The sequence below is a fragment of the Terrimonas pollutisoli genome (genome assembly GCF_029360765.1).
In the GTDB taxonomy this organism is placed as follows: domain Bacteria; phylum Bacteroidota; class Bacteroidia; order Chitinophagales; family Chitinophagaceae; genus Terrimonas_B; species Terrimonas_B pollutisoli.
The window spans coordinates 122,335-138,642 of the sequence record NZ_JARKNA010000002.1; the positions used below are offsets into that span (position 1 = coordinate 122,335).

At 41.1% G+C, this 16,308-nt stretch carries 8 protein-coding genes; all 8 read left to right on the forward strand.

Features of this window, described 5'->3' with window-relative positions; translation table 11 throughout:
- Window positions 1-9 precede the first annotated feature (9 nt).
- The 8 genes from P2W73_RS04580 (at window position 10) to P2W73_RS04615 (ending at window position 16,296) form a co-directional block, all read left to right on the forward strand.
- A complete protein-coding gene (locus P2W73_RS04580; RefSeq protein WP_276500814.1) occupies window positions 10-918 on the forward strand; it encodes a carbohydrate kinase family protein in 909 nt (302 codons plus the stop codon).
- 28 nt (window positions 919-946) lie between these two features.
- The gene (locus P2W73_RS04585) at window positions 947-3,976 is read left to right on the forward strand and encodes a SusC/RagA family TonB-linked outer membrane protein (protein ID WP_276500815.1); all 3,030 of its coding nucleotides are present in this window, start codon (window positions 947-949) and stop codon (window positions 3,974-3,976) included.
- A 29-nt stretch (window positions 3,977-4,005) separates the two neighbouring features.
- Window positions 4,006-5,700 carry a RagB/SusD family nutrient uptake outer membrane protein gene (locus tag P2W73_RS04590; protein ID WP_276500816.1) on the forward strand — a complete coding sequence of 565 codons (1,695 nt, stop codon included), beginning with the start codon at window positions 4,006-4,008 and terminating at the stop codon, window positions 5,698-5,700.
- Window positions 5,701-5,877: 177 nt separating this feature from the next.
- A complete protein-coding gene (locus tag P2W73_RS04595; RefSeq protein WP_276500817.1) occupies window positions 5,878-7,446 on the forward strand; it encodes a glycoside hydrolase family 32 protein in 1,569 nt (522 codons plus the stop codon).
- An 8-nt stretch (window positions 7,447-7,454) separates the two neighbouring features.
- Complete coding sequence (locus P2W73_RS04600) at window positions 7,455-9,644, forward strand: glycoside hydrolase family 32 protein (protein WP_276500818.1); 2,190 nt, start codon at window positions 7,455-7,457, stop codon at window positions 9,642-9,644.
- A 24-nt stretch (window positions 9,645-9,668) separates the two neighbouring features.
- On the forward strand, window positions 9,669-12,143 hold the full coding sequence (locus P2W73_RS04605) for a GH32 C-terminal domain-containing protein (RefSeq protein WP_276500819.1): 2,475 nt from the start codon (window positions 9,669-9,671) through the stop codon (window positions 12,141-12,143).
- Window positions 12,144-12,152: 9 nt separating this feature from the next.
- Window positions 12,153-15,530, forward strand: a complete 3,378-nt coding sequence (locus P2W73_RS04610) for a VCBS repeat-containing protein (RefSeq protein ID WP_276500820.1) — start codon at window positions 12,153-12,155, stop codon at window positions 15,528-15,530.
- A 25-nt stretch (window positions 15,531-15,555) separates the two neighbouring features.
- The gene (locus P2W73_RS04615) at window positions 15,556-16,296 is read left to right on the forward strand and encodes a hypothetical protein (RefSeq protein ID WP_276500821.1); all 741 of its coding nucleotides are present in this window, start codon (window positions 15,556-15,558) and stop codon (window positions 16,294-16,296) included.
- Window positions 16,297-16,308 lie beyond the last annotated feature (12 nt).

A 16,308-nucleotide genomic window follows, 5' to 3' on the forward strand; every position in this document is an offset into this window, starting at 1 on the left:
GCAATAAAAATGGATATCAACAAAAGACACCGGGTGGTTTGTTTTGGCGAGATTCTTTGGGATATTTTTCCAACGGGTGCTGTACCAGGTGGCGCACCGATGAATGTAGCTTATCACCTGCACAAAAAACAAAAAACACCGGCACTGATCACCCGCATTGGTTTAGATGATAAAGGAAAAGAACTCGTCAATATATTTTCAGGTCACGGTGTTTGTACAGACTATTTCCAGGTAGATTATGAATATGAAACCGGCAAAGTATATGCGGAGCCCGGAGATCATAATGAAATGGAGTATGATATAGTAAAACCGGCTGCATGGGATTTTATTTCCTGGGAAGACTCTTTTGCAGGGCTTGTTTCCCAAGCTGATTTTTTTGTCTTTGGAAGTTTGGCGGCCCGGAGCAGGCTATCAAAAGAAACCTTGTTCAGGTTGCTGGATTTGGCGTCTGCAAAAGTGCTTGATATAAATTTAAGGGCTCCGCATTTTAATCGTCGCCTTGTAGAAGAGTTATTGACAAGGGCTGACTTTTTAAAGATCAATCTTGCCGAGCTTGAGCTAATCACGGGATGGTTTTCGCAATACAATAAAACAGAGGATAGGGTAAAATTGATCTGTGATCAATTCAACATTTCAAATGTAGTGGTAACCAAAGGTGGCGAAGGGGCGCTGTGGTATTCGGATGGAAATATTTATCCTCACAATGGATATAAAGTAGAAGTGGCTGACACCGTTGGAAGTGGTGATGCGTTCCTGGCTGGATTACTGGCCAAACAACTGGATAATGCTACACCCGGCGATGCGCTTGATTTTGCCTGCGGCCTCGGAGCTTTTATTGCTACCCAACATGGAGCCTGCCCTGTCTATGAAATAACCGACGTCGAAAATTTAATGAATGAAAAAAAACAAACTGCTTAGTATCTCTTAAAAATTAAAACTCTGACTTATGCGAAAGTTGCTTTGCTTATGTACACTACTGCTTGTTGCACTTTTTAGTGTTGCACAGCAGAAAATATTGTCCGGAACAATCTCAGATAAAGATAAAAAACCGTTGCCCTCGGTATCGGTACAAACATCTACCCGAAGTACAGTGTCGGATGAAAAAGGTCTCTTTAGCATTCCGGTTTCAACTGGTGAAGTGGTTACTTTCTCCTATATAGGCAGAAAGCCTCACCAACTTATCGTCAGCGAAAGCGATGTTAATATAAATGTCAATCTCGAAGAGGATCCGCAGAATTTAAACGAGGTGGTAGTGTTGGGTTATACTACTGAAAAAAGAAAAGATTTGAAAGGTGCAGTGTCGGTTGTAAAACTGGGTGAGACCTTAAAGGAAACCAATGCCAACCTGCTTACATCATTGCAAGGTAGAATTGCCGGTGTAAACATTACTACAGATGGCGCACCGGGTTCCGGTACAATCATCAACATCAGGGGTATCTCCAGTATTCTCGGTGATATTCAACCGTTGTTTGTGGTGGATGGCGTGCCGACAAAAGATATCAATGGTATCAGCCCGAACGATATTGAATCATTGCAGGTGATGAAAGATGCGGCTTCTGCAGCTATATATGGTGCCCGTGGCGCCAATGGTGTAGTGGTTATCGCAACCAAAAAAGGCAAATCAAAAAATGTACAGGTAAGTTTTGATGCTTTTTATGGGGTTAAAAAACTGCGTGGCGGGCTGGATATGCTGGATGCCATGGAATATGGCAAGGTATTGTGGCAACAAAAGATCAATGACAACCAGCCGCTCACAGATGCTATCTATGGTACTGGCCCGGAACCTACCATTCCTGAATTTTTAGATGATAATAAAACTATTCCCGCAGGCAATGTGGACTACCAGAAAGAAGTATACAAACCCGCTGCTAACATGGGTTATAATCTCGGTATTTCCAAGGCGGCTGACAGATCCAGTTTTTATTTTGGAGTTAATTATAACCGCGAAGAAGGTCTTGCGAAATATACATCGTACGACAGGTTAACAGTACGTATGAATAGTTCCTTCAAAGTATCGAATAGGATAACTGTAGGAGAGAATCTATCCATTGGATATTTAACAGGTAGCAGGGAAGCGGATTCACGTTCCATTGAGTCAGCGATCTTTCAATATGCTATCATTCCTTTAAAAGATAACCTGGGCAATTGGGGCGGGCCCGTTAAAAATCTCGGTGACCGCTTAAGCCCTATTGGTGAGTTATACCTCAACCGGGATAATAAAAATAAAGGCTGGAGAACATTTGGCAATGTGTTTACAGATATTGAAATCATTAAGGGACTTACATACAGAGGAAGTTTTGCCGTTGATGTAATCTCAAATAACTTCAAAGGATTTTATCCAAAATATACCATGGGGCGATTTGTTCAATCGTCCAATTCCCTGTCTCAGCGTGGCAATGATGTGTTGAATCTTACAGCTACGCATACGCTTACTTACGATTGGAAAAAGAATAAACATGAAGTGCAATTGTTGGCAGGATATGAATGGATCAATAACAAATCAGAATCGTTTTTTATTACCCGCCGTGATTTTGCACTGGAAAGTCCTGACTATCAATACCTGAATGGCGGTACAGCATTGGCCGATGCGAACGGTGGTGCAGATGAGTATGGCCTGATTGGTACATTCGGAAAGCTTAATTATAACTATGATGGTAAATATTTAATCGCCGGTTCAATCAGGCGGGATGGTTCTTCCCGTTTTGGTCCGCTGAATCGCTATGGTGTGTTTCCTGCTGTATCGGCCGCCTGGCGAATCAGTGAGGAAAAATTCTTTACGCAATCGGCTATGGCGAGGAATATATCCGATCTCAAGTTGAGAGCATCATGGGGAAAGAATGGAAATGACGGTATTCCCAATTATACCTATTCAACCAATTTCGTTTCCGCAGTTGACTTTTCTTATTATGATCTTTTTGGAACCAACGGGCTTGCGCAGGTAGGATATTATGCCAACCAGATCGGTAACCCAAAAGTAAAATGGGAAGCTTCCAAACAAACCAATATTGGTATCGACCTCGGCTTATTTAGTAATCGAATTTATCTGACCGCTGATTATTATGTAAAAACTACCGATGATTTATTGTATCCCGCCTTAACACCCGGCGTTATTGGTGAAGGCCGTCCTCCTTTTATCAATGTTGGTGATATTAAAAATAGTGGGATTGAGTTATTGTTAAGCTATCGCAATAAAAGCACTGAAAAACTAAAATATAATTTCGATCTGACATTTACCAGCATTAAGAACAAAGTTGTAAGTGTAGGTCCCGACGGAAATGACATTCGTGAAACAGCCCGTGGCCGGATTATCAAAGATCAACCCTTGTTTGTTTTTTATGGGTACAAAGCCGATGGCATATTCAAATCACAAAAAGAAGTGGATGATCATGCCACCCAGGCAGGAAAAGGACTTGGCCGTATCCGTTACAGCGATATAAACGGTGATGGAGAAATTACTCCGGATGACAGAACTTACCTCGGTAGCCCTTTCCCCAAATTTACCGTGGGTTTGAATGCCGGTTTATCGTACGCCGATTTTGATTTGACTGTTTTCTTCGATGCCAGTGCAGGTAATAAGATATATGACGAGATCATGTCGAATACGCATAACGTATTTTTCAATTCTAACCACCACAAAGATTTATTAGATGCATGGTCTCCCACCAACACCGATTCGGATATTCCCATGCTTACTGCTAACAATACCAATGATGAGCTAAGAACTTCTTCTTTTTACATCAGCAGTGGTTCTTATATAAGACTGAAATCAGCAGTGCTGGGATACAATTTGCCGAAAAGAATACTTGATAAAATAAAACTTTCAAAAGCCAGGCTATTTGTACAGGCACAAAACCTGCTCAACTTTACCAGTTTCGATGGCTTCGATTATGAACCTTTTGGTTTTGAAGGAAGACTGACACAAACCATTTACCCTCACTCAAAATCTGTCAGTGTAGGTATCAACGTGGGATTTTAATTGCTAAATGATTTTAAAAAACTAACAACATGCGTAACAAAATTTTAATAATAGCAGGTGCATTAATGCTTAGTTTTTCCTGCACCAAAATATTAGACCAGGCGCCAAAAGGAGCATTAAGTACTGAGACATTAACCAATAAAGATGGAGCAGAAGCATTGGTAGTATCAGCCTATGCTTTATTGGACCAGGTTTTTAGCGATAGCTGGTCACCCATTGCAGCCATCTTCAACCCGGCATCTAACTGGAGTTACAGCGATGTCCGTTGCGGTGATGCCTACAAAGGGGGCGGCGGAACTGGTGATATCGGTGAACTGAACAGTCTTGAACTGGGAATTGTAGAACCCACCAATTCATTGATCAATAATAAATGGCGGGTATTGTTTTACGGTGTTTCAAGATGTAATAAGGCATTGACGGTGTTAAATGCATTGAGTGATGACGGATATGATTTGCGGACGCAGCGTATTGCCGAAGTAAAAGTGCTGAGAGGCATTTACTATTTTGAATTGAAAAAACATTTTCGCACCTATCCTTATATCGATGAAACTATTTTAAGCGGCCAGGAAGGAACGGTTCTCAATGATCTCACTGAACAACAATTGTGGGATAAGATCAAAGAAGATTTGAGTGCCGGTATAACGATCCCGTTCGATGGACAGGATATCGGCCGTATCAATAAATATGTAGCCTATTCTTATCTCGCCAAATGGAATATTTATCAAAAGAACTGGGCGGAAACAATCAGCAATTGTAATGAAGTGATCAACTCAGGGAAATTCAAATTGCTCGACAATTTGCAGGACCTGTACTCTGATCCTACAAAAGATCATGATGGCGAAAAAATATTTGCTCTTGAGACATCGGTAAAAAATGGTGGTACAGAAGGCGGTAATTATAACTGGGGCGATTTGCTGACATCACCTCCCGGTCCCGCCTATGGTGGTGGCGATGGTTTTCATCGTCCAACCCAAAATTTGGTCAATGCTTTTAAAGTAGATCCTGCCACAGGGTTGCCTTTATTTGACACCTACAATAATACAGATCTTGCGCCAACAGATGTTATTACTGCCGTTGATCCAAGATTGGATCATGCAATTGGTCGTCCGGGTATTCCCTGGAAAGATTTTACAGGTGAAGTATATGGTAATAACTGGATCCGGGAAGGAGTTACTTATGGCCCTTATTCCAAAAAGAAAAATATCATCCTGGTCAATTCTCCGCTCAGGGGTGCGGGAGCATTCCCCTGGGCACAGGGAGCTTTGAATTTTCCATTCATTAAATATTCAGACATTTTGTTGTTGAAAGCAGAGGCTTTGATTGAGTCGGGTGGAAGCCTGGAAGAAGCAAAGGGGTTGATCAACCTGATCCGTAACAGGGCCAAGGATGCACCCGTCGTAAAACAACTGGGTTCAGCTACACCTGCTGCTAATTATAAAGTAGAACCTTATCCTGCTTCACCAGCATGGGACCAGGCTACTGCGCGGAAAGCATTACGTTTTGAAAGAAGGCTGGAGCTGTGTTTGGAAGGTCATCGGTTTTATGACCTGGTAAGATGGGGTGAAGCAGCATCTGTCATTAACAACTATTACCAGGTAGAGAAAACAAAAAGACCATATTTGAATGCAGCTAATTATACTGCAACCAAACATGACTACCTGCCAATACCACAGGCGGAGATAGATATCAGCCGCGGCGGATACATACAGGACCCTAATTATTAATTCCTAAAAGAACCTGCAAGAAGTTTAAACTTTTATTGCATAAAAAGACAGGAGTGGGCAGCTCATAATTTTTCATAGGCAGCAAGCAGTCGTTAAAAGCCCACTCCTTATTTCTTTTATTAATCATCATCAACTCTTCCGGCAAACCGGGATTGGATAAAAAATGAAGCATACAAAATGAAATTATCATTCTATAGTTTTTTCTTCCTGTTCGTATCCGGCAGTATTGGATGTAATTCTTCGAACTCATCCGCCGTATCCGTTATTCAAGGCGATTCCAAAACAACAGATGCCTACCGCCCGGCCTATCATTTTACTGCTGATTCAAACTGGATCAATGACCCCAACGGTCTTGTATTTCACAATGGCGAGTATCATCTTTTTTATCAACACAATCCGTATGGGGCTAAATGGGGGCACATGAGCTGGGGACATTCAGTGAGCAGGGACCTTATTCATTGGAAAACATTGCCGGTGGCCATGTATGAAGACAAGAATCCCAACGATAATGATACCACGATGATATTTAGCGGAAGTGCGGTGATAGATAAAAATAATACCAGCAGCTTCGCCAATGGATCACAGAAGGCACCCCTGGTGGCAGTGTACACTTCTTTTGTGCATAATAAGTTTAAGCCAAAAGTTCAACACCAGAGTGTCGCATACAGCAACGACGATGGATTCACCTGGACAAAATATGCAGGAAATCCTGTAGTAGATATACAATCACTGGAGTTCAGGGACCCCAAAGTGTTTTGGTATGAACCGCAGCAGAAATGGGTGATGGTAGTATTGAAGGCTGAACAACGTGAAGCACAATTTTATTCATCTAAAAATTTAAAAGACTGGACGCTGATGAGTAGCTGGGGCCGGGTTGGTAATACCGCAAGAGTATGGGAATGCCCCGACCTGGTAGAACTATCGGTAAAAGGAACCAATGAAAAAAAATGGGTGTTTATTGTTTCTGCGGGTCATGCACAGGATGGATATGTAGGCATGCAGTATTTTGTTGGAAATTTTGACGGGACATCTTTTTCTCCGGATCATGACTATAAACAACCAACCTATCTCGATTTTGGAAAAGATTTTTATGCAGCCGTTACTTATAATAATGCACCCAATGACCGGAAGATTTTGGTTGCATGGATGAATAACTGGGAATATGCGAATGATATACCTACCGGCAGTGTTTGGCGTGGCACTTATGCTATTCCAAGAGAATTAAGTCTTGTAACAGTGAATAGCGAATTAAAGCTTATTCAGCAACCAGTGGCAGAATTAAATGCGTTGAAGCAGGAAGCATTTTCCCTGGCAGATAAAACCGTTGAAGAAAATTTTGATATTCCTTACAAGGGCGACGCTTACCAGGTTGAACTGGTCATTGAACCAGGCGATGCCAAAGCAGCCGGTATCAAAATACTGAAGGGGAAAAATGAAGAAACTGTTATTAAATATGACAACGTCGCCAAGCAACTGCAATTGGATCGTACCAAATCGGGCAATGTAAATTTTCATGCGAAGTTTGCAAGTATTGAGAAGGCTCCTGTTTCCTTACAGAACGGTTTAATAAAACTGAATTTACTTGTTGATAGGTCAGTGGTGGAAATCTTTGCCAACGATGGACTTGCTACTATTTCTGATCTCGTATTTCCATTGGAGAAAGAAGGCGGTATACAATTATTTTCTGAAGGTGGTAAGGCAAATTTTCAGTCGGTGAAGATATGGCGAATGAAAGCTGTTAAATAAAACCGGTGATGAACAATTTTAAACAGCACAAGTATATGCTGAAATGGTTGATAACAATTATATCGGTTATATTAGCTATGACCGGGTATGGTCAGAACGATACACTCATGTATTTCCCTTTTTCGGTAATGCCGGAATTGTCTGTAAAAGAAAAGATCGGCAATAGAATATCTTCCATTCATACGGCAAAAAGAAAAGCGGAATATGTGAAAGCCTACAAAGGAACCGGATTGAGAACAGATGGTTATTCTACCTGGATCAGTACGGCATTCACCAATTCAAAATTACCACTCAATGTGAGTGGGTGGTTTGCCCTGGAAACATACCCGACTGATACGGCAGGTTTTTTTGCTTTAAAAAATGATCATCAATGGATATCCGCCTGTATCAGCCGGTTTGGTGTGCCAATGATCGGTATTAAAGAGGCTGAGCAAATAAAATATATCAGCGCTGACACAATGATTCCTCCTTTTCAATGGCAACATGTTTCCTTAAACATATTACCCGAAAAAGCTGAGCTATGGATGAATGGAAAAAAGATTCTTGATGTTGAAACAGGAAACTTACAAACAGGATTTGATTCGTTGATCATTGGGCGTGATGAATCGGAAAGGTCAATTATCATTTTTCCAACCAATGCTATCAATGGCATTGTTGATGAAGTGACTGTCATCAATCGAAGTTTGAATGAGAAAGATTTTAAAGGGACCAATTATTCCACTATTTCAAAAATAAAGCCTGACCTCAATGTTCCTGCTTCACGGTTTGAACATGGTTTTAATCGTCCAAAGTATCATTTACTTCCTGCAGCAAACTGGACCAATGAAACACATGGCTTGATTTATTACAAAGGACGATATCATATTTTCAACCAGAAAGATGGAAACAACCTGTTGCTGCGTCAAATCAACTGGGGGCATTTCAGCAGTCCTGACCTGGTGAACTGGACGGAACATCGCCCCGTCCTGTCACCTGAACCTGGTTATGATCAGTATGGAATTTGGTCGGGCCATTGTATAATGGATGATAAAGGTAAACCGGTGATCATCTATACAGGCGGAACGGATGGTCCCAATGGTATCTGTCTTGCCTATCCACGAGATGACAAATTGATCGCATGGAAAAAGTTTTCAGCTAATCCCGTTGTCAAAGGAGCTCCTGCTCAATTTTCACGGACGGATCTGCGTGATCCCTATGTTTGGAAAGAAGGTTCGCAATGGTATATGATCGTTGGTTATGGAATTACAGAGAATAAGGTTGACAAAGGTGCTGTCCTGTTGTACAAATCAAAGGACCTGTATAGGTGGGAGTTCATTCATAATTTATTTGTTGGTGATCCATTAAAAGATGACTCCGGTATTTTTTGGGAGATGCCTGTGTTTTGGAAAATGAATGATAAATATATTTTGCTGATCAATAAAGTGCCGCAACCTAATAAGCCTGCTGTAGCATTTTATTGGACGGGTGATTTTGTCAACGAAAAATTTATACCCGATCATGCTTTACCCAAAAAGCTCGAAGTGATCAACCGCTTGTTATCGCCTTCTGTAGCACTGGATGCTAAAGGACGTACCACAGCCGTCGCCATCATTCCGGATGAGAACAGTGCCAAAGCTCAATATGATCAGGGCTGGGCGCATTTGTATAGCATTCCAAGAACATGGACGCTGAAGAAAGGCATTATCTGTCAGCAGCCCCATCCGGCGATGAAATCTTTAAGGGGAAGTAAAAAAGTTTTTGTAAAAAAAATGATCTCTCCCGGTAAACCACTTTTATTAACCAGCGGAAAACGCCAGCTCGAAATAGAAATGGAGATAGCCTTGAAAGATGCCAAACAGTTTGGATTTATTATTGGCAAACATCCGGAGCAAAAGGAATTGACAAAAATTTTTTATGATGTAGAAAGAAAGCAATTCAGTGCTGATCAAACAAAATCTTCATTGAATAAAAATATTCCCCTTGAAACAAGAAGTGGTGATTATCCACTCAACCCCAATGAAAAGTTGACCATTCGCTTGTTTATTGATGGCTCCGTGGTGGAAGTGTTTATCAATAATGAAGCGGCCTTTACTACCAGGATTTTTCCTTTATATAAAGAAAGCAACCAGGTGGAATTATTTACTGAAGGTGGAACAGTCGTCGCTGAAAAGATCACTGTATGGGAAATGCGTTCTGCGAATAACAAGAGTGATTTTTGATGAGTGTTCGAATAAAACTACTGTATGAGTAAGAAGGATTTTATTGTTTATATGATACTAGTCTTGCTGCTGCCGGTCGGTGATACAAAAGCCCAGGATACGCTGGCTTATTGGGGGCTTAATGAAAGTTCCGGTGTGGTCACAAAAGAATCAGTGGGCAATACGTATTTCACGATAAAAACAAAATGGCCTGTTATTGAAAGAGTGCCTGGTATTCGTCGGCAGGCATTACGGACAGATGGTTACACTTTTTTTGTGGAGGGCAACAGTAATGCCGTATTTCCGGAAGATTCTTTTTCTGTAAGTGCATGGATAGCTTTGGAAGCCTATCCCGTAAGCACTGCCGCCATCTGGACCAATGTGGACCCGGTAACAGACAGGGGAGCTTTTATTGCCATTGATAAATTCGGCAGACTGGCTGTTCGATTTACCGTAGGAGCACAGGTTGTCAATTTTACATCCACCTCCAGGCTTCAACATTATAAATGGAGTTATGTGGTGGTCAATGTCAATGCTGTGTCGGGAACTATAACAGGTTATGTGAATGCTGTTAAATTCATCGATCAATCCTTTTCTCCCGGTTCTTTATCTTGGCCATCAGCTAAAACTTTTCTCGGCAGAAGTTCATCGAATGAAAAACAGGATATATTCCCACTGAATTATCTCAACGGTATTTTAGATGAAATCATCGTTCGCAAAAAACTACTTTCGTTAGAGCAGATTAGCAACGAGTACAATTTGCTCAATCCTTCTGCGGCTGCTGATCTTTCGGTTCCCGCTTCCCGTTTTGCATTTGATTTTCACAGGCCAAAATATCACCCGGCACCCCAGTCGTCCTGGGCTAATGAATCACATGGCCTGATATTTCACAATGGGATGTATCACATGTTTTATCAAAAAAATGGGAACGGTCCTTACTTCTCGCAACAAAACTGGGGGCACTTGATAAGTGCTGATCTTGTCAACTGGCAGGAAAAACAAGTTGCCCTTTGGCCGCAACCTGGGGGATTTGAAACTGTAGGTATTTGGTCGGGTCATGCGATAAAAGATGATACAGGTCTGCCCACCATTTTTTATACAGCGGTGGATGGTATAAAAGCTGGCATTGGTGCTGCAACGTCAAACGATAATTTAATGACCTGGCAAAGAAATGTTGCCAATCCTCTAATACCTGCAGCACCGGCTGCTTATCCCAATAAAGATTTCAGGGATCCCTATGTATTTAAAGAAGGCAGTACCTGGTACATGATCATTGGTACTGGTTTGCAATCGCCACAGGCGGGCACGGTTTTTTTATATCACTCAAACGATCTTGTTTCGTGGCAATTGGATGGCCCGCTTTTTATTGATGAATCTTTTTTAAATGATCCCGGGGTATTTTGGGAAATGCCGGTGTTTTGGAAATTTGGGAATAAGTTTATGTTACTGGTAAATAAAGTGCCGGTACCCGGAACTCCCGCCAAAGCATTTTATTGGGTCGGTGATTTTGATGGAAGCAAATTCATTCCTTCCAATCCCCGTTCACAGAATCTTGAAATCATCAATTCGTTTTTATCGCCAGCCGTCAATCTTGATGATCAAAACAGGGTAACGGCAATCGGAATTATTCCTGACCTGTTGCCGGGATCAGAACAATATGAAAATGGCTGGGCCAATATTTTTAGCCTGCCAAGAGTTTGGCAAATGATCAATGATACCTTGCACCAAAGTCCGCATCCTTATCTCGAAAAAACCAGAGGCGCGGCAACTGCGTTAAACAACATTAGCATTCAACCTGCAGGCTCAAATTATCTCAATATACGAGGCTGGCAAATGGAGATTAAAGCAACTATTAATCCCGGCACTGCTACACAAACCGGTTTTATCGTGGGGCAAAATGATACCAAGACAGAGTTCACGAAAATCTGGTATGACTATCAAAATCAAAAAATGATAGTGGATAGAACAAAGTCTTCTACCAATCCCAATACGCCGAGAGATATACAATCTGAATTTTTCAGTTTACCGGCAGGTCAGCCTGTCGAATGGCATTTGTTTATTGATGGCTCGGTGATCGAAGTATTTATCAATAACAGGTGGGCTTTTGCAACACGTATTTATCCTACGGATGTTAATAGCAATAAAGTTGATCTCTTTAGTGCCGGGGGTAATGCAACCACTTCAACCATTCAAATATGGAACCGTGGCGATTTGATAACGGACATATTTGATCCTGCTCCTGGATATAAAATGACCAAAGCATGGCCCGTGCCCGCATCAGAAAAATGTTATATACAATTGCCAGCAAATATCACAGGTATGGTCAATCTTCGGTTTTACGATGTGACTGGCAGGTTGGTACGACAAATAAAACAACAGTCGACCGCAGCAGAAAAATTTATTGAATGGAACCTGCGTGGAGATAATGGTGTAAGAGTACCGACAGGAAATTATTACAGTACCATGATGATCAACAATAACACCTTTTATAAAGCCAAGCTTTTGGTAGTAAACAAATAATGAAATGCTATGAAGAGGATAGTGATTGGGGTTTGGATAGTATTCATTGCTTTGTCTTCCTGCAGGCAGGATACACTATTTAATAAAGTCAGTTCATCGCATTCAGGTATTAATTTCAGCAATGATATCCCGGAAAATGATTCAATCAATATTATCGACCTGGAGAATGTATACAACGGGGGAGGAGTAGGAATTGCTGATTTTAATAATGATGGATTGCAGGATATTTATTTTACGGGAAACAGGGTAAGCAATAAGCTATATCTTAATAAAGGTAATTTTCAATTTGAAGATATCACTGCCATCGCCAGTGTTGATGGAGATGGTAAATGGTCGAGAGGTGTTGCTGTTGTAGATATTAATAATGATGGCTGGCAGGATATCTATGTCTCCGCCACTATTTTAAAGGATTCTGTCAAACGGGAAAATATTTTTTACATCAACCAGGGTTTGAATAAGCAGGGTATTCCGGTATTTAAAGACCTCGCCGGTGAGTATGGACTGAATGATAACTCTCACACAACACAAGCTGCCTTTTTTGATTATGACAACGACGGAGACCTCGATGTTTACCTCGCCATCAATGAAATCATCAAGATTGATCATCCCAACCGGTATCGGAAGATTTTAAAAAAAGGAGAACATCCTAACACGGATAAACTATTTCGCAATGATTGGGATTCCATCCAACAACATCCTGTTTTTACTAATGTTTCAAAAGAAGAAGGCATTACGATAGAGGGGTATGCGCATTCGGTCACCGTCTGTGATCTTAACCTCGATGGCTGGAAAGATGTATATGTTGCCAATGATTATTTATCCAATAATATTTTATATATCAACAATGGTAACGGAACCTTTACCGACCGGGCGAAGGATTACTTCAAACATACTGCTGCCAATGCTATGGGTGCGGATGTAGTGGATATTAATAACGATGGACTAAGTGATGTGATTGAACTGGATATGAATCCGGAAGATAATTACCGGAAGAAAACCATGCTGGGGTCCGGCAATTACCAGAATTATATCAATAATGACTTTTATGCTTATCAGCATCAGTATGTAAGAAATTGCCTGCAACTGAATATGGGGCAATATCCGGGCAATAATGATTCGCTGTCGCATCCCATATTTGCGGAGATCGGTTTTTATAGTGGCATAGCAGAAACGGATTGGAGTTGGACACCATTGGTGGCCGATTTTGATAATGATGGCTACCGGGATATTATCGTGACAAATGGTTTTCCAAAAGATATAACCGACCATGATTTTGTGGCTTACCGCAATTCAGCTTTTGCCATGAATTCAAAGGAAAAATTACTGGAGAAGATTCCCGTTGTAAAAATTTCCAACTATACTTTTCACAATAATGGCAACCTGAAATTTTCCAATGCGACAAAAGAGTGGGGTATTGATGAACCGGGATTTTCAAATGGTGCTGCTACAGCGGACTTCGACAATGATGGTGACCTGGATGTTGTTATCAGCAATGTCAATGACAAGGCGACCATCTATGAAAATACACTGAATGACAAAAATGAATCTTCCCAACATTACCTACGAATAAAATTGCAGGGTGATGCACCCAATAGGGATGCTTTTGGTACCTGGGTAAAAATATACACAGATGGTGGCCGGGAACAGACCTACGAAACAAACCCGGTAAGAGGTTATCTTTCGTCCATACAAAATATTGTTTTTTTTGGCCTGGGAAATGAAATTACGATTGATTCGGTGATAGTTATTTGGCCCAATCATCAACGACAAAAATTGACGGATGTAAAGGCTGACCAGCAGTTGCTAATAAAACAATCCGATGCCAGGGAGATGCATGTGTGGACGCAGTCGCATAATAATGGCAGCAGTTTGTTCAGAGAGATCAGTGATTCACTACAACTGAATTATTGGCACCAGCAGAAGGACTTCAATGATTTCAGTATTCAACGTTTGTTGCCGCACAAATTTTCACAATATGCGCCGCCGATGGCAGCAGGTGATATTAATAATGATGGATTAGAAGATTTAATTATCGGAAACGGTCCAGGAAATATGGGTGCAATCTTTGTTCAGCGTTCTGATGGAAAGTTTCTAAAGAAAAATTTTTTTGAGGAAAAACAATTGGATATTTCTGTTTACGACAGAGGCCTTCAATTATTTGATGCAGACAAAGATGGTGACCTCGATTTGTATGTTTCTGTTGGCGGATATGAAGCCAAAGCTGGTTCAGCATCTTACCAGGATAAGTTTTTTATAAATGATGGTAAAGGGAATTTTCAAACAGACTCAACCGCTTTGCCATTGAATCATAGCAGCAAATCTTGTGTGAGAGCAGCGGATTATGACAGGGATGGTGACCTGGATTTGTTTTTGGGTGGAAGGGTAGAGCCGCATAATTATCCAAAACCAGTGAGCAGTTATATCTATCGGAATGATTCCCAAAACGGGCAACTAAGATTTACGGATGTAACAAAAACAATTGCACCTTCATTACAAACCGCAGGACTGATCTGTGATGCAACCTGGACAGATTATGACGAAGACGGGTGGCCCGATCTTGTATGGGCTGGTGAATGGATGCCTCTCGTCTTTTTAAAAAATCAAAATGGAAAATTCACCGACGAAACAGCCACAACAGGTATCGCTGACAAATTGGGTTGGTGGAACTGCCTGGCTGCAGGTGATTTTGATAAGGACGGAGATACTGATTATGTTGCCGGTAATCTTGGAGAGAATTCTTTTTTGACAAAGGGTGAAAAATTGCCGGTTCATGATTATTATAATGACTTTGATAAAAATGGTGTCTTTGAAGGGATCACTACCAAATATTTTAACGACAAAGAAGGAAACATGCGGGAGTTCACCACGCACAGCCGGGATGAAGTAGCCGATCAATTGCCCTTTATTAAAAAGAAAACCTTAACCTACAAAGGATTTGCTGAAACTCCTTTTGGTCAATTGTTTTCAAAGAAGGAACAGGAAGGAATGCTTAAGCTGACAGCCAATTTTTTTTCCAGCAGCTTTATCAGGAACCTGGGCAATGGAAAATTTGAAATTACTCCGTTGCCGGCGATGGCACAGTTGGCACCTGTTTTTGCAATGGTGCCCGGCGATTTTGACGGTGATGGCAACCTTGATTTGATTATGTGCGGCAATGATTTCGGTACTGAAGTTTTTAATGGGCGGCTGGATGCGCTGAACGGGTTGATGTTGAGAGGTAATGGTAAAGGTCGATTCGATGCAATGCGAATACAGGAAAGCGGTATTTATATTCCGGGCAATGCACATTCCCTGATTGAATTAAAAACAAAAAACGGGCAGAGCGTTATCATTGCTGCCCAACATAATGGAAGCCTGCGGGCATTTGGATTAAATGCTGTCAATTGATTTAACAATTCAAGGAGATGATCTCATGAGTCGCAGGGCATTCGCTTTATTACTTTTATTGCTGACAGGTTGCAAACCGAAATATTTATTGTTCGATAATAATCCCCCGGGTGTTACACCTAAACTATTTGCCAAAAAATTGATTGCAAAAAATAACGAGCATGTTGGGTATTGCGCATTTAGTCCAAATGGTACTGAGTTGTATTATGCCATCACCAATGATGAGTGGGCAACGAGTAAGATCATAAAGATCGGCGTTAGTGTCCTTGAAAAGAAAGATACACTCTACTTAAAAGACAGGAATTATGAAGGAGAGCCATTCATCACCAGGGATGGAAAGACCATGTATTTTATGGCCGTGTTACCGCCAAAAGATGGGGAGATCTGGCATGCAGATCAATACAGGGTATATAAAACAGCGAATGGCTGGAGCAGTCATGAACGTTTGGATTCAATGATCAACAGTGACGTCAGTGAATGGCATGTTTCAATGACTGATAACAACGTTATGTATTTTACATCAGAAAGAGAAAAAGGTACAAATGCCTTACATGGAGATATATACCGAATTGAATTGGTGGGTGACAAATTTATAAACGCAAAAAGCTGCTTTATACCTATTGTAAAGCTATGGTCACTGCTGAGCCTGCCAAAATATATTGGGTTAGTGCAAGGATTATTAACAAATACAGATAGGATAAGGGTAAAGAACAGTAGAACAGAGCCTACGATTTATTTACTGAAGGCTTTCACGAATAATCAGTGATGCCGAACCTGA